14 protein-coding genes are annotated in these 19775 nt (G+C 71.6%); 1 reads left to right on the forward strand and 13 read right to left on the reverse strand.

Going from position 1 to position 19775, the window contains the following annotated elements; all coding sequences use genetic code 11:
- Positions 1-38: 38 nt before the first annotated feature.
- The 3 genes from QPK52_RS08740 to QPK52_RS08750 are packed head-to-tail and all read right to left on the reverse strand — an operon-like array spanning position 39 to position 1579.
- A complete protein-coding gene (locus QPK52_RS08740; RefSeq protein WP_410536664.1) occupies positions 39-431 on the reverse strand; it encodes a DUF6113 family protein in 393 nt (130 codons plus the stop codon).
- Positions 428-1360, reverse strand: a complete 933-nt coding sequence (mshB, locus tag QPK52_RS08745) for an N-acetyl-1-D-myo-inositol-2-amino-2-deoxy-alpha-D-glucopyranoside deacetylase (protein ID WP_410536665.1) — start codon at positions 1358-1360, stop codon at positions 428-430. The genes QPK52_RS08740 and mshB overlap by 4 nt, the downstream gene beginning before the upstream one ends.
- A gap of 24 nt (positions 1361-1384) precedes the next feature.
- The gene (locus QPK52_RS08750; RefSeq protein ID WP_093661216.1) at positions 1385-1579 is read right to left on the reverse strand and encodes a hypothetical protein; all 195 of its coding nucleotides are present in this window, start codon (positions 1577-1579) and stop codon (positions 1385-1387) included.
- 297 nt (positions 1580-1876) lie between these two features.
- Here QPK52_RS08750 and QPK52_RS08755 point away from each other — a divergent pair, with 297 nt between their 5' ends.
- On the forward strand, positions 1877-4180 hold the full coding sequence (locus QPK52_RS08755; protein ID WP_410536667.1) for a prolyl oligopeptidase family serine peptidase: 2304 nt from the start codon (positions 1877-1879) through the stop codon (positions 4178-4180).
- A 160-nt stretch (positions 4181-4340) separates the two neighbouring features.
- On the opposite strand, the gene QPK52_RS08760 is transcribed toward QPK52_RS08755, so the two are convergent.
- The 10 genes from QPK52_RS08760 to QPK52_RS08805 form a co-directional block, all read right to left on the reverse strand.
- Positions 4341-5483: an ABC transporter ATP-binding protein gene (locus QPK52_RS08760; RefSeq protein ID WP_410536669.1), complete on the reverse strand. Its 1143-nt coding sequence runs from the start codon at positions 5481-5483 to the stop codon at positions 4341-4343.
- 13 nt (positions 5484-5496) lie between these two features.
- Positions 5497-6561, reverse strand: a complete 1065-nt coding sequence (locus QPK52_RS08765) for an ABC transporter ATP-binding protein (protein ID WP_410536670.1) — start codon at positions 6559-6561, stop codon at positions 5497-5499.
- Positions 6562-6571: 10 nt separating this feature from the next.
- The gene (locus QPK52_RS08770) at positions 6572-7549 is read right to left on the reverse strand and encodes an ABC transporter permease (RefSeq protein WP_410536672.1); all 978 of its coding nucleotides are present in this window, start codon (positions 7547-7549) and stop codon (positions 6572-6574) included.
- Positions 7550-7668: 119 nt separating this feature from the next.
- Entirely contained in the window at positions 7669-9465 is a 1797-nt protein-coding gene (locus QPK52_RS08775) for an ABC transporter substrate-binding protein (RefSeq protein WP_410536673.1), read from the reverse strand.
- 99 nt (positions 9466-9564) lie between these two features.
- The gene (locus QPK52_RS08780; protein ID WP_410536674.1) at positions 9565-10602 is read right to left on the reverse strand and encodes an ABC transporter permease; all 1038 of its coding nucleotides are present in this window, start codon (positions 10600-10602) and stop codon (positions 9565-9567) included.
- Between the two features lie 832 nt (positions 10603-11434).
- Positions 11435-13342, reverse strand: a complete 1908-nt coding sequence (typA, locus tag QPK52_RS08785) for a translational GTPase TypA (RefSeq protein ID WP_410536676.1) — start codon at positions 13340-13342, stop codon at positions 11435-11437.
- A gap of 356 nt (positions 13343-13698) precedes the next feature.
- Entirely contained in the window at positions 13699-15534 is a 1836-nt protein-coding gene (locus tag QPK52_RS08790) for a SpoIIE family protein phosphatase (RefSeq protein WP_410536677.1), read from the reverse strand.
- Between the two features lie 322 nt (positions 15535-15856).
- On the reverse strand, positions 15857-18400 hold the full coding sequence (locus QPK52_RS08795; RefSeq protein WP_410536679.1) for a SpoIIE family protein phosphatase: 2544 nt from the start codon (positions 18398-18400) through the stop codon (positions 15857-15859).
- An 88-nt stretch (positions 18401-18488) separates the two neighbouring features.
- Positions 18489-18716 (reverse strand): SPOR domain-containing protein, encoded by a 228-nt coding sequence (locus QPK52_RS08800; protein ID WP_410536680.1) that lies wholly within the window; start codon positions 18714-18716, stop codon positions 18489-18491.
- 179 nt (positions 18717-18895) lie between these two features.
- Entirely contained in the window at positions 18896-19648 is a 753-nt protein-coding gene (locus tag QPK52_RS08805) for a GntR family transcriptional regulator (RefSeq protein ID WP_410536682.1), read from the reverse strand.
- Positions 19649-19775 lie beyond the last annotated feature (127 nt).

The following is a 19775-nucleotide window of genomic DNA, read 5'->3' on the forward strand; positions in this document are numbered from 1 at the left end:
GCCGGTTGTCGACCGGAGGCCGACCGCCTCCGGTCGTTTCACCTTCCCTTCACGAGATCCGCGGGGCCCGTGGTTCCCGCGGGCGGGAGGTGCCCGGAGGGCGCGACCGTGGCGCACATCACAGCGGCGAACGTCCCGCCCAGCAGGAAGACGTAGGAGCCCAGCCCGGTGCCGAAGACGAAGTCGCCCTCGGGGCGCGACGCGGTCAGCAGCAGCACCACCAGCATCCAGCCCCCCGCCGGGGCCGCCGCTCCCACCTTCGTGCCCGTCAGCCGCGCGCCGCCGTGGAACAGCGCCATGGCCGCGCCGAGCGCCAGCAGCAGCCCCAGCGGGAACCAGCCAGCCTGGACGAGGGCGCCCGCGACGGCCACCAGCGCGCCCAGCACGGTCAGTACGGCGTATGCGGCGATCCGTGCACCGCGCGCCCTCACCGGGGGCCCTCCGCGCTTCCGGCCGTCCCCACCAGCCCCTCGAAGAGGTCGCGCAGCGGCGTGCCGGGGGCCTCCGCGCCGTCGGCCAGCCGGAAGTGCTCGGTGCGCAGCAGCGGCTGGCTGAGCCGGTTGGACAGGGCGAAGGACCCGGGCGGCCCGGACGGGGAGTCGGCGACCACGATCTGGGTGGCGTGGGCGCGCATCGCCGCGGCCTTGGCCGCGGCCTCGGCCTCACCGCCCTCGATGACGGCGTCCACCTCGGCGTCGTCCACCACGCCGGGGACGTCCTCGATCGAGGCGAGTTCCGGGAAGGGGCCGCCGGCGGCGCGCAGGCGGGCGAAGCCCTCCTCGACCGCCGAGCGCGCCGCGCAGTTCCAGTAGACGCGCCCGACCCGGTGCGGCTCCCCGTACCGCTCCGCGCGGTACGCGGGGTCGGCCGCCAGCTCCACCGCGCGCATCGCGACCCGGTGGGTCTGGATGTGGTCGGGGTGGCCGTATCCGCCGTTCGGGTCGTAGGTGACGAGCACCTGGGGGCGCACCTGGCGGATCTCCGCGACGAGGTGGGAGGCCGCCTCGTCGACGTCCGCCCGCCAGAAGCAGCCGGCGCGCTCGTTGGCCGGGGTGCCGAACATCCCCGAGTCCCGGTAGCGGCCCGGGCCGCCCAGGAAACGGTGGTCGGCCACGCCCAGCTCCCGCATGGCGTGCCGCAGTTCGCCGATCCGGTGCGGCCCCAGCCCGTCCTCGCGGTCGGCCGCGAGATGCGCCAGGGCGGGCGGGATGACCTCGCCCTCCTCCCCCAGCGTGCAGGTCACCAGGGTGACCAGCGCACCCTCGGCGGCGTATCGGGCCATGGTGACGCCGTTGGTGATCGACTCGTCGTCGGGGTGCGCGTGGACCAGCATCAGGCGGCGCGCGGGAAGCTCGGTCATGAGGGCGAGCCTACGCCGCCGGTGTCAGAACTTGATGCTGCCGATCATGCCCGCGACATTCGAGGTCAGTTCGCTGATGGTGGGAGCGATCGACGAACTGGCCATGTAGAAGCCCAGGAGCATGCAGACCAGTGCGTGGCCGGTCTTCAGTCCGGATTTCTTGATCAGCAGGAAGACGATGATCGCCAGCAGCACCACCGCCGAAATCGAGAGTGCCACGGCGGTTCACCTCCAAGAGCGCGCGGTCGACACGGAATCAGGATGCTTGTACGACAGGGCAGTTGTGAAACTACATACCCCATCGCGAACCATGCGCAACGGATCATAACTTTCCGTGAGTCGGCACGGATCGGTGCACGGGTGCAGAAGAGGGGCGCACACCCGTGTGACCTTGGACACGTTCCCTTCTGCGGACTGCCTTCCAGGCCCCTGGAAGCCTCTGGAGGACGGGCGGGGACCGGTGGCGGGCGCACACGGGGAAACGGCCCCGGAACGCCGTACGCTCGCCCCATGGTCATGTCGTTTCCACGCCAGTACGCCAGAACGCAGCGCTTCACCCTGGGGGCGCCGCGCGCCTTCACCGTGGCCCCGGACGGCTCCCGGACCGTCTTCCTCCGCTCCCGCGGCGGCACCGACCGGGCGAACCTGCTGTGGGTGCGGGACCTCGGCGGCGCCGGCGGGCCCGGCCCGGACGGGGACGGGGAGCGCGCGGTGGCCGACCCGGCGGAGCTGCTCGGCGGGGCGGACGAGGAGCTGTCGCCCGAGGAGCGCGCCCGGCGCGAGCGGAGCCGCGAGGGGTCGGCCGGGGTGGTCGGCTACGCGACCGACTCCGCGGTGGAGACGGCGGCCTTCGCCCTGTCCGGGCGGCTGTTCACCGCCGATCTGCGCACGGCCGCCGTGCGCGAGGTGCCCACCCCCACCCCGGTGGTGGACCCCCGCCCCTCACCGGACGGCCGGCGCGTCGCCTACGTGGCCGACGGCGCCCTGCGCGTGGTGGACCGCGAGGGCGGGAACGACCGGGTGCTGGCCGAGCCGGAGGAGACCCGCGGCGGCCGTACGACCTGGGGTCTGGCGGAGTTCGTGGCGGCCGAGGAGATGGACCGCTCCCGGGGCTTCTGGTGGTCCCCGGACGGCACCCGGATGCTGGCCGCCCGGGTGGACGACTCGCCCGTGCGCCGCTGGTGGATCGCCGACCCGGCCAATCCCGGGAGCGAGCCGGCCGAGGTGGCCTACCCGGCAGCCGGGACGGACAACGCCGAGGTGACGCTCCATCTGCTCGACGTCCCCGACGGGGAGGACGTCCTCGACGGGGAGGAAGCCCGCGACGGGGAGGAAGCCCGCGACGGGGAGGAAGCCCGCGACGGGGAGGAAGCCCGTGACGGGGAGGAAGCCCGCGACGGGGGCGGGGGCCGCACCGAGGTGGTCTGGGACCGCGTCCGCTACCCCTACCTCGCGCGCGTCCACTGGTCGGCCGCCGGGCCGCCCCTGCTGCTCGTCCAGTCGCGCGACCAGCGCAGCCACCTCTACCTGACCGTCGACACCGTCACCGGCCGCACCGCGCCCCTGCACGCGGACGAGGATCCGGCATGGCTGGAACTCTTCGCCGGCGTGCCCGTCTGGACGCCCGACGGGCGCCTGGTGCGGATCGCCGACGAGGGCGGGGCCCGCGTCCTGGTGGTCGGGGACCGGCCGCTGACCTCGGCCGCCCTGCACGTGCGGGCGGTGCTGGACGTCGGCGACGAGGACGTGCTGTTCTCCGCCTCGGCCGGGCCGGACGCGCCCGAGGACTCACCGGTGGGCGAGATCGCCGTCTACCGGGCCTGGTTCCGCGGCAGCGGCGACCAGGGCGGCTGGGAACGGGTCTCCCCCGAGGGCGCGCACATCGCCTCCGCCGTCCGCGGCGGGGACACCGTGGTGCTGTCCACCGCGGCCCCGGACCGCCCCGGCGCCCGCGCCGAGGCGCTGCGCCTGCCCGAGACCGGCAAGGGCGCCCCGACACCGCTGGCCGTCATCGCCTCCCACGCCGAGACGCCCGTGCTGACCGCCCGTCCCCGGCTGCTGCGCGCGGGTGCGCGGCGGATCCCGGCCGCCGTACTGCTGCCCACCGGGTACCGCGACGGCGACGGGGCGCTGCCGGTCCTGATGGACCCCTACGGCGGCCCGCACGGCCAGCGCGTGGTGGCCGCGCACAACGCGCACCTGACCTCGCAGTGGTTCGCCGACCAGGGGTTCGCCGTGGTGGTCGCGGACGGCCGCGGCACCCCCGGCAACTCTCCCGCCTGGGAGAAGGCGGTGGCGGGCGACCTGGCGGGCACCACCTTGGAGGACCAGGTCGAGGCCCTGCACGCGCTGGCCGGGGACCACCCCCTGGACCTGGGCCGGGTCGGCATCCGCGGCTGGTCCTACGGCGGCTACCTGGCCGCGCTGGCCGTGCTGCGCCGCCCGGACGTCTTCCACGCGGCGGTGGCGGGCGCGCCCGTCACCGACTGGCGGCTGTACGACACCCACTACACCGAGCGCTACCTCGGCCTGCCCCAGGAGCGGCCGGAGGCGTACGCGGCCAACTCGCTGGTCACCGACGAGGGGCTGTCGGCGCCGGCCGAGCCGCACCGTCCGCTGATGATCGTCCACGGTCTGGCCGACGACAACGTGGTGGCCGCCCACACCCTGCGGCTGTCCTCGGCGCTGCTGGCGGCGGGCCGCGTGCACGAGGTGCTGCCGCTGTCCGGGGTGACGCACATGACCCCGCAGGAGCAGGTGGCCGAGAACCTGCTCCTGCTCCAGGTCGCCTTCCTCAAGCGGTCGCTGGGCGTGGCGTGACCGCCCCGGGAGCCGGGCCGCCGCACCGGGCGTCCCGGCTCCCCGCCCGCGTCCCACGCGCACGTCCCGCGCCCGCACCCCGTCCGCGGCCCCGCACAACGCGGACGCCGCCGCGCCCCTCGCGGGGGCGCGGCGGCGTCCGGGGACGGCGGCGCGGTGCTCAGGAGTCCTTGCCCGAGTCGGCGGCGTCGGCGCCCTTGTTCTCCATGGCGGCCAGGCCCGGGTCGAGGACGATCTCCTTGCCGCCCTCGATGGTCCCCTCCTCCGGGAAGTGGCACGCCGTCAGGTGGCCCGGGACGTTGCCCTCGATCTGCACCAGCGGCGGCACCTCCGTCGCGCACTTGTCCTGCGCCTTCCAGCAGCGGGTGCGGAAGCGGCAGCCGGACGGCGGCGAGATGGGCGACGGCACGTCGCCGGCGAGGCGGATGCGCTCGCGCCCCTCGGTCTCGTCCTCGTCGCGCAGCACCGCCTCGGGGACGGCGGACAGCAGCGCGTGGGTGTAGGGGTGCCGCGGCCGGGTGTAGATCGACTCGCGGTCCCCGACCTCCACGATCTTGCCGAGGTACATCACCGCGACACGCTGCGAGAAGTGCCTGACGACCGCCAGGTCGTGCGCGATGAAGACGAAGGCGATGCCCATCTCCCGCTGCACCTGCTGGAGCAGGTTGACGACCTGCGCCTGGATGGAGACGTCCAGCGCCGAGACGGGCTCGTCGGCCACGATCAGCTTCGGCTCCAGCGCGAGCGCGCGGGCCACTCCGATGCGCTGCCGCTGGCCGCCGGAGAACTCGTGCGGGAAGCGGTTGTAGTGCTCGGGGTTGAGCCCGACGATCTCCAGCAGCTCGCGGACCCGCTTCTCACGGCCCCCGGGCGGGTTGATGCCGTTGATCTCCATCGGCCCGCCGATGATCTTGCCGACCGTCTGGCGCGGGTTCAGCGAGGAGTACGGGTCCTGGAAGATCATCTGGATCTCGGACCGGATCGGCGCCAGCTGCTTGCGCTTGGCGTGGGTGATGTCCTGGCCCCGGTAGTTGATCGTGCCGCCCGTCGGTTCCAGCAGACGGGTCAGCAGCCGGCCGGTGGTGGACTTGCCGCAGCCGGACTCGCCGACGAGGCCGAAGCTCTCGCCCGCCAGCACGGTCATGTCGACCCCGTCCACGGCCTGGACCGCGCCGACGGTCCGCTTGATCGGGAAGCCGCCCTTGATCGGGAAGTGCTTGGTCAGCCCCTTGACCTCCAGCAGGGGCTCGCCTGTGCCCGCGGCCGGTTCCGCCGGCCTGGTCAGGGTGAGTTCGTCGCTCATGTCTCGTTGCTCCCTAGCCCAGCCGGGGCTTGATCTGCTCGATGAAGTACGTCCGCTTCTGCTCCGGCGTCAGGTGGCAGGCGGCTCCGCGGCCCTCGGGCAGCAGAGGCCTGTCGCCGCTGCAGGACACACCGCCGGGGACCTTGTCCTTGAACTCGCAGCGCGGGTGGAAGGGGCAGCCCGACGGCGGGTTGAGCAGGCTGGGCGGAGTGCCCTCGATCGGCCGGAGCTTCTGGTTCACGTCCCCGCCGAGCCGGGGCATCGAGCTGAGCAGACCCCAGGTGTAGGGGTGCTGGGGGGCCCGCAGCACCTCGCCGGTGGTGCCCCGCTCCACGGCCCGGCCGCCGTACATCACCATGATGTCGTCGGCCATGTTCGCGATCACGCCGAGGTCGTGGGTGATGAAGATGATCGCCGACCCGAACTCCTGCTGGAGGTCCTTGAGCAGGTCGAGGATCTGGGCCTGGACGGTGACGTCCAGGGCGGTGGTCGGCTCGTCCGCGATCAGCAGGTCGGGGTCGCACACCAGCGCCATGGCGATCATCGCGCGCTGCCGCATACCGCCCGAGAACTGGTGCGGGTAGTCGTCGACCCGGGTCTTGGGGTGGGGGATGCCCACCTTCTCCAGCATCTCGATGGCGCGTTCGCGCGCCTCGCGCTTGGAGGCGCCCGTGTGCTTGCGGAAGGGCTCCCCGATCTGGCGGCCGATGGTGTAGTACGGCGACAGCGCGGTCAGCGGATCCTGGAAGATCATCGCCATCTTGTTGCCGCGCAGGCTCTCCAGCGTCTTCTCGGAGGCGCCGGTCAGCTCCTGGCCGTCCAGGGTGATCTCGCCGGTGATCTCCGTGGACCTCGGGTTGTGCAGGCCCAGGATGGCGAGGTTGGTCACCGACTTCCCGGAACCGGACTCACCCACGATGCCGAGCGTCTTGCCGCGCTCCACGTCGAAGGAGAGGTTGTTCACGGCCTTGACGATGCCGTCCTCGGTGGAGAACCGGACGTGGAGGTCGCGAACCGAGAGGAAGGAACCCGCCCCGGTCGGGGACGGCGCGCCCTCGGTCTTGGTGAGTGTGGTCACGGTCGTTCTCCTAGGACAGACGCACACGCGGGTCGATGAACCCGTACACGGCGTCCACGACGAGGTTGCAGAGCAGGATGAAGGCGGCGCTGACCAGCATGACGCCCATGGTCAGGGGCAGGTCCTTGTACAGCACCGAGTCGACGGCCAGGCGTCCGACGCCGGCGAGGCTGAAGGTCAGCTCCGTCACGATCGCGCCGCCGAGCAGCGCGCCCAGGTCGATGCCCAGGATCGTGACGATCGGGGTCAGCGAACCGCGCCAGGCGTAGCGGAAGAAGACGTACCGCTCGGACATGCCCTTGGCCTTCGCCGTGCGGACGTGGTCCTCCTGCATCTGCTCGATCAGGGTGGACCGCGACATACGGGTGTAGTTCGCGGTGAAGATCAGCGACATCACGAACCACGGGATCAGCAGGCCGACGAACCAGGCCGCCGGATTCTCCGTGATCGGCACGTACTTCGGGGCCGACAGCCAGCCGGTGCTGTAGACCAGCGCTCCCAGCACGATCGGGCCCAGGAAGTAGATCTGCATCGAGCTGAGGACCAGCGAGGCGGAGCTGAAGGTCTTGTCGATCATCGTGCCCTTGTTGCGGGCGGCGATCATGCCGGCGCCGAGGCCGAGGGTGAGGAAGAGGACGAGGCCGCCGACCGTGAGGGAGATCGTCAGGGGCAGCCGGTCGATGATCGTGTCCCACACCATCTGGTCGTTGTTGAACGACACACCGAAGCAGGGGGCGTCGCAGTGGCCGACGGCGAAGTCCCGCCCCGCCACGATCCCCTTCATGAACTCCCAGTACTGCGCCGTGATCGGCTTGTCCAGTCCGAGGTTCTCGTGAATGATCGCCAGGTTCTGCGGGGTGCAGTTCTTGCCGCACGCCAGCAGGGCCGGGTCCTGCGGGATGGCGAAGAACATGGCGAAGGTGAAGGCACTGATCAGGATCAGGATGACGAAGGCGCCGACCGACCGGCGAAGGAGGAATTTAAACATGGTGGTGGTTCGCAGCTCTCAGCACGGCGACAACGACGACGGGGGTGGGACGTGCGAAGCGAAAGCCCGTGGGCGGGCCCCCGGGGGGTTCTCCCCCGGGGACCCACCTCATGAGCCGGTTACTTCTTCAGGTACAGCTGGGTGAGGTCGATGTAGCTCTTGACCGTGCTGTACCGGGCGCCACCGACGTTGGAGCCGTAGATCTGCAGCTGCTTGGTGTAGTACAGCGGAGCGGCCGGGTTGACCTTCTCCACGATGTACTTGTGCAGCTCGACCCACTCCTTGGTGGCCTCTTCCGGGTCCTGGATCTTGGAGATCCGGTCGATCTCGTCGTTGACGTGCTTGTCGTTGATGTGCGAGTAGTTCGACGCACCGTCGGCGATCTGGTCACCGTCGTACACCGGCGGGATGACGGTGGAGATGGACGGCCAGTCCTGGCCCCAGCCGGTCATGTAGATGTCCAGGCCGTTGTCGACCTTGCCGACCTGCTCGTACCAGGTGGCGGGGTCGATGTCCTTCTTCTGGACGTCGAAGCCGGCCTTCTCCAGGGCGGTCTCGATGATGACGGCCTGCTTCTGGCGGTGCGGGGCGTTGGCGTAGGCGTAGGTGAGCTTCATGCCCTCCTTGCCGGCTTCCTTCAGGAGCTGCTTCGCCTTCTCGATGTCGCCGTTGGGCTTGTCGAGCTTGCCGTACGGGTCGTAGCCCTCCTCGTAGCCCGGCAGGGTCGGGGCGAGCAGACCGCCGGCCGGCTCACCGGCGTAGGAGCCGCCGTCGGGACGCAGGATCTGGGCGTTGGGCAGCGCGTAGGTGATCGCGTCGCGGATCTTCTTGTCCTTGAGGCGGTCCATGTTCATGTTGAGCTGCCACACGTAGGGCTGGTAGCCCTTGATCGTGCGGTCATCGGCCTCTTCGATGACCTGCTTGATCTTGGTGGAGTCGACCGAGCCGCTCAGCTGGATGGCGTTGGCGGACTCACCGCGGTCGGACAGGATGCGCTCGGTCTGGTCCGCGCGGTCGTGGTTGAACGTGATGTTCCAGCCGTCCACGTACTGGTGGCGAGCGGGGTCCGTCTCCGCCTTCCACTCGGTGTTCTTGACCAGCTTCATGGACTTGCCGGGCTTGAAGTCGGCGATCTTGTACGGGCCGAGCGCCACGGGCTTCTGGTCGTACTTCGCCTTGGTGTCGTCCTCCTCGGGGACGATGGAGTAGCCCGGCATCGCGAGCGCCTGCGGCAGGTCGGGCTGCGCGGTCTCGAAGTGGAAGACGATCGTCTTCTCGTCCGGGGTCTCCAGGACGGAGTCGGGCAGGTGCTTGCCCTCGTACGGACCGTCGGGCAGGGCCTCGCGGTAGCCGGGGCCACCGGACAGCCACTGCTGGATGTAGGTCGGGCCGTCGGTGATGTGCTTGGCGTACAGACGCTCGATGGTGTGGCGGACGTCCTTGGAGGTGATCGGGTCACCTTCCTCGTCCGTGATGCCGTCCTTGAGCGTGTACGTCCAGGTCTTGCCGCCGTCGGACTGCTTGCCGGAGTCGGTGGCGAGGTCGCCCACGACGGTCAGGCTGCCGTCCTCGGCCTGGGTGTAGGTGGTCAGGCCGCGGTGGATGAGGCCGGCGAGCTGACCGGCGTCGCTGACGTAGATCTGACCCGGGTCCAGGTGGGAGAAGTCGTCCTCCTGGTAGACCCGGATGGTGCCCCCCTCCTTGGCACCCTCGACGGCCTTGGCCGGGCCCTTGGAGGCGGCGGCGTCGCCGTACTCGACCGCCGCGGACTGGGCCTTGGCGGCCTCCTTGTCCTTGGCGCTCTCCTCGCTCTTGTTGCCGTTGTCGCTGCCGCCGCTGCAACCGGTCAGCACCAGCGAGCCTGCCGCGAGGGCGACGAGCGCGCCCCTCAGTGTGCGCGATCGGGTGGGATTCATGATGCTTGTGCACCTGCCTGTCAGTTGGGATCCGTCTGCTGCCCTGTCGCCTCCGGTCGCCCGGGTGCGGGGGTGGCAGCCCCCCTCAGATGGACGTGATCAGCGTCCGGACTTGGGGTCGAAGGCGTCCCGCACGGAGTCGCCGAGAAGGTTGAAGGCCACCACGAAGATCACCATGGCGATGCCGGGGAAGAACATGTACGTCGGATCGTTCTCGTAGATGGTGGCGGCGGTCCTGAACATGCGCCCCCAGTCCGGCGTCGGCTCCACGTAGCCCACGCCCACATAGGACAGGAAGGCCACGGAGAGGATCGTCGAGGGGAGCATGTAGGTGGCCTGCACCAGGATCGGGGTGACCAGGTTCGGCAGCAGCTCCTTGCGGATGATCCGCCAGGGGGACGCCCCCGAGACCTTGGCGGCCTCCACGAACTCGCGTTCGCGCAGGGTGAGGGCCTGGCTGCGCACCAGGCGCGCCATACCCATCCAGCCGAGGAGCCACAGGACGATGATGATCGCGGACGCCCGGACGTAGACCGGGGTCTCGTCGACGGGCGACACGAACACGGCCACCACCACGGGCATCGCCGCGATCAGGGTGAGCTGACTGGGGAGGGCCATCATGAAGTCGGTGACCCGGCCGATCCAGTAGTCGACCTTCCCGCCGAAGTAACCGCCGACCAGACCGATCAGCACACCGGTGGCCACCATCAGGAGGGTCACCGGAAGAGCGGTGTACAGCGAGGTCCGCATTCCGTACAGCAGCTGCATGAAGACATCGCGGCCGAGCTCGGGTTCGATGCCGAACCAGAACTCGGAGGACATGCCTCCGTTGGGGCCGACCGGGAAGCCGAACTCGTCCAGCAGTTCGTACCGCTCCTGTCCGTACAGCGTGTACGGGTCCTTGCCGTAGAGCCAGGAGATCACCGGTGCGAGGGCGGCGATCAGGAAGAAGAAGATCACCACAAGTGCACTGATCACACCGACGCGGTCGCGCTTGAAGCGCAGCCACATCAGCTGGCCGGGTGAACGGCCGGCGAGCTGGCCGCCACTGCCGGCGGTCTGCTCTTTGCTCAGGCTCTCGGCGTCCGGGCCAGGGTTGTCGGCCTGGGCTGTCGCAGCCTGGGTTGGACTCGTCATCGCGTTGCGCCCCCGCGCTGTGGGTGTTGGCGGAACCCGCTCTTTCTTCGGCACTGGGAAATGCCATGGGCTGAGCGGACTTTTGCAATCGGTTCCCAGCTCAGTCAAGAGGTCTTGGCCCTCGGTTGGCCACCCTCCGCACATCTTGAGCGAAGGTTTTGCAGATTGAGGTCCCAGCGTGCTTGACAGACTCCAGAAGAGTCGGACATATAGCCACTTTGGTCCCATAAGGAGTTAATGAATCCGCAACCTAGCCGTCGCTGCGCCGATATACGAACGCGCCGTTCTGAACTGCGTACGGACCTCTCGTGACATGCTCGCAACCCTGGGAACGCCCCCCGAAAGCACGGACGCGCGTAGATCCGCCCCGCGGCGGCGGCCGTCAAAGCTGTTGCGATAGCAAACATTGGCATGTTCACGGAGCCCGCTCCCCGCCGCCGCCCCGACGGGCGCGCAGCCCCGCGGAATCGCCCGCTCCACCCGTCCGCCGCACGCTCCCCGCAGGTGTCCGCAGGGCCCGTCCCCGAGCCCGCGGGCGGGCGGGAGGGCCGCCGGCCGCACGGCGGCGCTCCGGGGGCACGGCGGACCGCCGCCGCGGCGGCGGGGGGAACAGCTCCTCGCACGAGCGCCTCCTCGGGGCCTGGGCATCCTCTCTCCGGAGCCATATCACCTCATAAGAGACTTTCATCGCCGCTACGCCGACCGGGCCCGCGGAGCGCTCCGGCGGCCGCCCGGATGCCGGACGGCCGCCGGAGCCGTACGGCCCCGGCGGCGCGAAGGGCGCCCGGACCGGTTCGGTCCGGGCGCCCCTTCGGACGGATCGCCGGGCGCGTCAGGCGTGCTTGGCCCGGGAGGCGGCGCGGGCGCGCTCCTTCTGGTCGAGGACGACCTTGCGGATGCGCACGGCTTCCGGGGTCACCTCCACGCACTCGTCGTCGCGGCAGAACTCCAGGGACTGCTCCAGCGACAGCTTGCGCGGCGGGACGATCGACTCGGCCACGTCGGCGGTCGAGGACCGCATGTTGGTGAGCTTCTTCTCCTTGGTGATGTTGACGTCCATGTCGTCGGAGCGGGAGTTCTCACCGACGATCATGCCCTCGTACACCTCGGTGCCCGGCTCGACGAAGAGCACGCCGCGCTCCTGGAGGTTGGTCATCGCGAAGGCGGTGACGGCACCCGCGCGGTCCGCGACGAGCGAGCCGTTGTTGCGGGTCTTCAGCTCGCCGAACCAGGGCTCGTGGCCCTCGTGGATGGAGTGCGCGATACCGGTGCCGCGGGTCTGGGTCAGGAACTCCGTGCGGAAGCCGATCAGACCGCGGGAGGGCACGACGAACTCCAGGCGCACCCAGCCCGAGCCGTGGTTGGACATGTTGTCCATCCGGCCCTTGCGGGCGCCCATGAGCTGCGTGACGGCGCCCATGTGCTCCTCGGGCACGTCGATGGTCAGGCGCTCGACCGGCTCGTGGACCTTGCCGTCGACCTCCTTGGTCACCACCTGCGGCTTGCCGACGGTCAGCTCGTAGCCCTCCCGGCGCATGGTCTCCACCAGGATGGCCAGTGCCAGCTCCCCGCGTCCCTGCACCTCCCAGGCGTCGGGGCGCTCGGTGTCCAGCACGCGCAGCGAGACGTTGCCGACCAGCTCGCGGTCGAGGCGGTCCCTGACCTGGCGGGCGGTGACCTTGCGGTCCTTGACGGCCGCCTTGGCGTCCGCGCCCTTGCCGGTGCCGCCCCGGCCGACCAGCGGCGAGGTGTTGGTGCCGATGGTCATGGAGATCGCCGGCTCGTCGACGGTGATCAGCGGCAGCGCCACCGGGTTCTCCGGGTCGGCCAGCGTCTCGCCGATGGTGATGTCCGGGATGCCGGCGACGGCGCAGATGTCGCCCGGGCCCGCCACCTCGGCCGGCTTGCGGGTGAGCGCCTCCGTCATCAGCAGCTCGGTGATGCGCACGTTCTGGACCGAGCCGTCGCGCTTCATCCAGGCGACCGTCTGGCCCTTGCGCAGCTCGCCCTGGGCCACGCGCAGCAGCGCGATGCGGCCCAGGAAGTTGTCGGCGTCGAGGTTGGTCACATGGGCCTGGAGCGGGGCGTCCTCCTCGTAGGAGGGCGCCGGGACGTGCTCCAGCAGCGTGGAGAAGAACGGCTCCAGACTGTCGCTGTCGGCCGGGACGGTGCCGTCGGCCGGCTTGGTCAGCGAGGCCACCCCGTCGCGGGCGCAGGCGTAGACGATGGGGAACTCGATCTGCTCCTCGTCCGCGTCCAGGTCCAGGAAGAGGTCGTAGGCCTCGTCGACGACCTCGTCGATGCGGGAGTCGGGCCGGTCGGTCTTGTTGATGCACAGGATGACCGGCAGCCGGGCCTGGAGCGCCTTGCGCAGCACGAAGCGGGTCTGCGGCAGCGGGCCCTCGGAGGCGTCCACCAGCAGCACCACCGCGTCCACCATGGACAGCCCGCGCTCGACCTCGCCGCCGAAGTCGGCGTGGCCGGGGGTGTCGATGATGTTGATGGTGACGGGGGCGCCGCCGTCCTTGGGGTGGTACTTGACCGCGGTGTTCTTGGCGAGAATGGTGATGCCCTTCTCGCGTTCCAGGTCGTTGGAGTCCATCACGCGGTCGTCCACCTGGTCGAGCTGGTGGGCGGCGAAGGCGCCGGCCTGCTTGAGCATGGCGTCGACCAGGGTCGTCTTGCCGTGGTCGACGTGGGCGACGATGGCGACGTTACGGATGTCGTGGCGCGTGGGCATACTGGGGGCGCTTCTCCCGGAATCGTGGATGGCGGCGCGACCGGTGCGTCGCGCGCCCGCCGGGCTGATCATCGCCACGGCCTGTCGTCCCTCCATGTTACGGGCCCGGCGCCGGTGTACGGGGCCCGGCGGCTCCCAGCGGCCCCCGGCCCGCTCCGCGTGCGAGCGCGGACCGCGCGCGCGTCCGCCCGGTGACGCCGGGGCGACCGCCCGCCGACCGGGGGCTTCGCCCCGTGCCGGGGTGCGGGCCGCGGCTCTCCCGCGAGGGCGGTGTGACGTGCGGCACTCCCGCCCGCGCCGCGTGAGCGCACGACGGCCCTGGGGCGGCGCCGAACCCGGCGTCCCGGCCGGTTCCCTCAGAACATGCTCAGCAGGGCCTCGGCCGAGTCCGGTGGTTTGGGCTCACCCTCCTGGGGGAGGGCGAGCTCGAACCAGACCGTCTTCCCCCGCGGGGTGCGGCGGCTGCCCCAGCCCGAGGAGAGCAGGTCGACCAGTTGCAGGCCGCGACCGCCCTCGTCGGTGTCGCGGGCACGGCGGCGGCGGGGCTGGACGAGCCCGGAGTCCCACACCTCGCAGACCAGGGTGCGGTCCAGCAGCAGGCGCACCCGTATCTCTCCTCCCGGAGCGCGTCCGGCCGGGGATGCCCCCGGCTCCGCGGAGGAGACCCCCACCCCGTGGCGCAGGGCGTTGGTGACCAGCTCGCTGACGAGCAGCTCGGTGGTGTCGGTGAGATCGTCCAGGTCCCATGCGGCGAGCTGGCGGCGGGCCAGGTCACGGGCGCGGGCGACCGAACGGGGCTCGGCCGGCAGCCGCCAGTCGCCCACCGACCCGGCGGGCAGCCCCTGGATCCGGGCCAGCAGCAGGGCGATGTCGTCCTCGCCGTGGTGGGTCTCCAGCGTGCCCAGCACCTCGTCGCAGACGTCCTCCAGCGGGCGGTCGGGGCCCGACAGGGTGGTGCGCAGCGCCTGGAGCCCCTCGTCCAGGGACTGGTGGCGGGACTCGACCAGGCCGTCGGTGTAGAGCGCGAGCAGGGCGCCGTCCGGCAGCTCGACCTCGGTCTCCTCGAACGGCTCGCCGCCCACGCCCAGCGGCACGCCCTTGGGGACCTCCAGCAGCAGCGCGGACTGCTCGCCGCCGTCGTCGCGCGGCTCGACCAGCACGGGCGGCAGATGCCCGGCGTTGGCGAAGGTGCAGCGGCGGGTGACGGGATCGTAGACGGCGTAGACGCAGGTCGCCAGATACACCTCGGAGAGGTCCGCGGCCCGTCCGGACTGGTCGCCGCGGCCGCCGCGGGAGGCGCCCAGCCCCTGGGCGATCTCGTCCAACGCGCCCAGCACCTCGGCCGGTTCCAGGTCCAGCAGGGCCAGGGTGCGCACAGCGGTGCGCAGTTCGCCCATGGCCACGGCCGCGCGCAGACCGCGGCCCATCACGTCGCCGACCACCAGGGCGGTGCGGTGTCCGGGCAGTTCGATGACGTCGAACCAGTCGCCGCCCACCTCGCTGGCCGTACTGCCCGGCAGATAGCGGCAGGCGATGTCGAGTCCGGCGGCCTCGGGGTCGTCCGGGGGCAGCAGGCTGCGCTGGAGTATGAGCGCGCGCTCGTGCTCCCTGCGGTACAGCCGCGCGTTGTCGACGCACACGGCCGCGCGGGCGGCCAGCTCCGCGCCGAGGGCGGCGTCCCGCTCGCCGAAGGGCTCGCTGCCCTTGGTCCGGGAGAACTGCACCAGCCCGAGCACCCGGCCGCGCGCGACCATCGGCACGGCGAGGGTGGACTGCACCAGGGTGCCCGTGGCCCGCTGGACGCGGGCGGTGCGCAGCGCGTCGGCGTACGGGGAGCCGGCGGGGTAGCGGTGGATGCTGCCGGGTTCGACGTGGTCCGGGTCGGGGGCGCCGCCCGTGTGGTGGCCGAGGTTGATCGGGCCGTCGGAGACGGCGCTGGCGAAGGCCACGCGCCGCAGCGGACGGGTGCCGTCCAGTCCGTCCACCGCCCGGGGGTCCTCTCCGGAGAACACCTCGGGGTACAGGTCCACGGAGGCCAGGTCGCAGAACTGGGGCACGGCCACGTCGAGGAGTTCGCGGGCGGTGGTGTCCAGATCGAGGGAGTTGCCTATCCGGGCCCCGGCGGCGTTCAGCAGCGCCAGGGCCCGGCGTACGTCGTCGGGCTTTCCCGCCTCGGCCGGAATGTCGCTCAACGCCGCCCCTTCCTGTTCCGGTCCAGCATCCCCCGGGCACAGTCCGCCCGGAACCCGCTGGTCCCGCCCACCGCACGGTTTCCGCCACTTCCGGCGGGACCCGGGCCAGTCCCGTTCCCTCTCTCTCCTAACCAGGCGGAGTCCGCTCGAACCACGCGCCGTGGCGGCGTGACCGTCCCCGACCGGGCCCGGCGGCACCGCGGCTGGGAGCGGAGGCGCGCGATGTGGCGTGGCGTAATTTTTCCGGTGCGTTGGACACAGCGTCAAGGCGCAGGTGAGGCCGCTGTTGCGGTGTCCGGAAATGGGATCGAGCCCACCGCCGTCACGGCAGGCTCAGTTCGAACCAGACGGTCTTGCCGATCGGGCCGTGGCGGGTCCCCCAGCGGCGCGCCCCGCGGGCGACGAGCTGGATGCCGCGCCCGCCCTCGTCGTCCACGGCGGCGTTGCGCTCGCGGGGCGGGGCGGGCAGCGGGTCGGATACCTCCACCAGCAGGGAGGTGCCGCGCACCATCCGTACGCCGATGGGCCCGTGGGCGTGGCGCAGGGCGTTGGTGACCAGTTCGCTGACGAGCAGCACGGTGTCGTCGGTCAGCGCCTCAAGCCCCCAGCCGCGCAGGACGCCGCGGACGGCGTCGCGGGCCCGGCGTGCGGCGTACGTCTCGGCGGGGAAGGTCCAGGATGCGGAGCTGCCCTCGGGGAGGCCGCCGAGCCGGGCCAGCAGCAGCGCGACGTCATCCACCGAGCCCACCGGGCCCGCGGAACGCGCCGAGCCGGCGGGACCGGAGGAGGCGGTGCCCCGGCCGTCCGGCCCGGTGCCCTGGTCCAGGTCGCCGAGCACCCGGTCGCAGACGTCCTCGAGGAACGGCTGGGCGGGCAGGTCGGCGAGCAGGGACATCAGGCGGTCCAGCCCCTCGGTGATGTCCTCGCCGCGGTGTTCGATCAGCCCGTCGGTGTAGAGCACGAGGACCGATCCGTCCTCCACCCCCAGGCTCACGGGCTCGAACTCCACCCCGCCGACGCCCAGCGGGGCGCCCGAGGGCGCCTCGACCGGGGTGACGTCCCAGCCGCCGCCCCGGCCGGTCAGCAGCAGCGGCGGCACGTGCCCGGCGATGGCGAGGGTGCACTGGCGGGTGGAGGGGTCGTAGACGGCGTAGACGCAGGTGGCCATCAGGGGCTCGTCGGGGCCCTGGGCGAGGTCGTCGGCCAGGTCGTTGACGCGGCGCAGCAGTTCGTCGGGCGCCAGGTCGAGTGCCGCCAGGGTGCGCACGGCCGTGCGCAGCTGCCCCATGGTGGCCGCGGCGCGCAGCCCGTGGCCCATCACGTCGCCGACGACGAAGGCGACCCGGCCGCCCGCCAGGGGGATCACGTCGAACCAGTCGCCGCCCGCCTCGGCCTCGGCCTCGGCGTGGCTGCCCCCGGGAACGTAGCGGTAGGCGATCTGCACACCGGGGGGCGAGGGCACCTGCTGGGGCATCAGGCTGCGCTGGAGCATCAGGGCGCTCTCGCGCTCGCGGGCGTAGAGGCGGGCGTTGTCCAGGCTGATGCCGGCGCGCCCGGCCAGTTCCATCGCGAGCGCGAGGTCGTCGCGGTCGAAGGCGGCGCGGCCCTCGGCGCGGTTGAGCAGCAGCAGCCCCAGGACGGTGCCCCGGGCGCGCAGCGGGACGACCATCAGGGAGTGGATGCCCAGGTCGAGGGCGGCCTGGACCTTGGGGTCGCCCGGATAGGAGGCGGAGACCAGTTCCTCGCGGGACATCACCAGGTGGGGGACGGCCGAGTTGAGCACGCTCTCGAAGATGGACCCCCTCTCCAGCGCGATGTCCTGACCGACCCTCAGCATCCGCTCCACCACCGGGCCGCGGTCCTTGGCCGCGGCGCCGAGCTGGAGCAGTGGGGCGCCGGGCGGGCGGTCGGCGCGGGGCAGTTCGCCGCCGTGGGCGACGGCGCCGTAGAGCATCACGCTCGAGTAGTCGGCGAAGCGCGGGACGAGGGCGCCGGCCAGCGTCCTGGCGATCCTGGGGACGTCGAGCAGGTCGCCGAGGGCCACGCCGACGTCGTCCAGGAGCTTCAGCCGCTGCCGGGCGCGCTCGATCTTCTCCATCGCGTCACGCCGCTCGGTGACGTCCATCACCGTGGAGCTGACGCCGAGGACGCGTCCGTCTGGGCTGGTGAGCCTGCCGTACGACACCGAGCGCCAGCCGTGCCCGTCGGGTGCGGCCAGGACGGTGTCCACCACGGGGCGGCCGGTCCTCAGCACGAGGGACTGGATCTGGGCGAGGGTGTCGGCCATGGCCTGCGGCAGGACTTCGTGGACGGTCCTGCCGAGGGTCTCGTGGACCGGCCTCCCGTTGAGCCGGGCCAGTGCCTCGTTGGCGCGGACGTAGCGGCACTCGTTGTCGAAGACGGCGATGCCGAGCGGGGAGGTGGCGAAGAGGGCGTCGAGTGCGGCGAGGTCCTGTTCGACGGCGCGCAGCCGGGAGGTCTCGACGATGTTGGCCAGAACGAACGGTTTGCAGTCGGGCGGTGTGAGCAGGGAGGCGCGGGCCTCGACCTCGACGGTGTAGCCGTCGCGGTGGCGGACGCGGAGTTTCCCGCGCCAGTACCTGTTCTCCTCGATGGCCCGGTAGATCCCGCCGCGCGGGACGGGGGCGCCCGAGGATGCCTCGGCGGGATCCTCGGCGAGGTAGCCGCCGTAGTAGTGGCCGACCATGGCTTCGGCGGGCCACCCGAGGATCTCCTCGACCGTGGGGCTCCACAGCATGATGTAGCCGTCGGTGTCGAACATGACGACACCGACGCGCAGGGTGTCGAGCAGCGAGGTGGTCACGCCCTCGACCGCGCCGTGGAATGCCTTGGGTGGGTCGTTCACGCCGTCCTCGTCCACGCTCGGGCCCTCGCCCGGGCGCACGCCCGGGCACTTTGGGACTGTTTGTCCGTATACCCGATTGTGCATTGGGTCAGGCGTGATCACCGCCTCCGCGGCGCATGCGCTCGACCAGGTAGCGCCGCTCTCCCGCCCTCCCGTCCGCCCCTTCCGCTCCGGCGCCGCCCGCCCGGTGCCCGCTCAGCCGCTCGGCCATGCTCTGGGCCTCGGCCCGGGTGGCATAGCGGCCGACGCGGTAGCGGTTGCCGTTCGGATCCTGCCGTATGACCATCCAGGGGAGCGCGGTTCTGCTCTCACTCATCGCGCGCCCCTCCCGCCCGGCGCCCCGCGCCGTGCGACTTCCCCCAGCGATCCACCGGTCTGCATATGCCCGAGCCTACGCCCGGGCCTCACTCAGCGCATTCGTGTTGGCACAATGAGGCATGATTTCGGCCATGTGTGCGAGTGGCCGCGGCTCCCGGAGGGGCGCACGGGAGCGCCTCAGCGCACGGGGAGGTGGTACACCGCGCGGTGGCGGTCCGCGGGCACGATCACGTCCGCGGTCTCCACCGGGCGCCCGCCGGCGCGGTACGTCCGTTCGATCACCAGCACGGTGTGCCCGGGCACCCCGCCCAGCACCAGCATCTCCTCCGCCAGGCCGGGACGGGCCCCGACCTCCTCCACCACGTTGTCCACGACGATGTCGATGGCCGCCATCCGCTCGACCACCCCCCGTCCGCCGAGCGGCCCCTCCTCCGGCAGCATCACGGGGGTGCGCCCGGTGATGGCCAGCGGCTCCCAGGAGGTGGAGAGCATCGAGGGCTCCCCGTCGACACGGAACAGGTAGCGGGTGCGCATCACCCGCTCCCCCTCCTTGATCCGCAGCCGCTCCGCGATCGCCGGGCCCGCCTCCTCCTGGTCGCTGTGCGACTCCCAGGTGCCCGACACCCGTTCGTCGGCCTGCTCCTGCCGGAAGGGGCCGACCTCGCCGGCCGGCCGGTAGCCGGTGCGGATCACCCTGCGCGGTACGGGCCGCTCGCGCACGTACGTCCCCGACCCGGAGCGGCCCTCGACCAGTCCCTCGGCCATCAGCACCTTGCGGGCCTCCAGCGCGACGGTGTCCGAGACGCCGTACTCCGCGCGGATACGGGCCTGCGACGGCAGCCGGGTGCGCGGCGGAAGCGTGCCGTCGGCGATCTTCCGGCGGAGATCTCCGGCCACACGCAGATATGCGGGCTGCTCACCGAAAGGCACATGTCCTCCCAACGGCTTGACGGTGTGCAACAGCTTGGCAACGGAAGGTTGTACGCCGCAACAATCGGCCTGGGTTTCACCCGATGTGATGAAGTGCTGCTCAGAGCAGGTTTCGAGCACGAACCTG

It is taken from the genome of Streptomyces sp. KL2, from assembly GCF_046529545.1.
Taxonomy (GTDB): domain Bacteria; phylum Actinomycetota; class Actinomycetes; order Streptomycetales; family Streptomycetaceae; genus Streptomyces; species Streptomyces radiopugnans.

Bases quoted from the DNA above. Each gene is read 5' to 3' on its own strand.
- typA (WP_410536676.1), bottom strand. From the start codon at position 13,342: ATGCCCACGCGCCACGACATCCGTAACGTCGCCATCGTCGCCCACGTC.
- QPK52_RS08780 (WP_410536674.1), bottom strand. From the start codon at position 10,602: ATGACGAGTCCAACCCAGGCTGCGACAGCCCAGGCCGACAACCCTGGC.
- QPK52_RS08775 (WP_410536673.1), bottom strand. From the start codon at position 9,465: ATGAATCCCACCCGATCGCGCACACTGAGGGGCGCGCTCGTCGCCCTC.
- QPK52_RS08770 (WP_410536672.1), bottom strand. From the start codon at position 7,549: ATGTTTAAATTCCTCCTTCGCCGGTCGGTCGGCGCCTTCGTCATCCTG.
- mshB (WP_410536665.1), bottom strand. From the start codon at position 1,360: ATGACCGAGCTTCCCGCGCGCCGCCTGATGCTGGTCCACGCGCACCCC.
- QPK52_RS08755 (WP_410536667.1), top strand. From the start codon at position 1,877: ATGTCGTTTCCACGCCAGTACGCCAGAACGCAGCGCTTCACCCTGGGG.
- QPK52_RS08800 (WP_410536680.1), bottom strand. From the start codon at position 18,716: ATGAGTGAGAGCAGAACCGCGCTCCCCTGGATGGTCATACGGCAGGAT.
- QPK52_RS08760 (WP_410536669.1), bottom strand. From the start codon at position 5,483: ATGAGCGACGAACTCACCCTGACCAGGCCGGCGGAACCGGCCGCGGGC.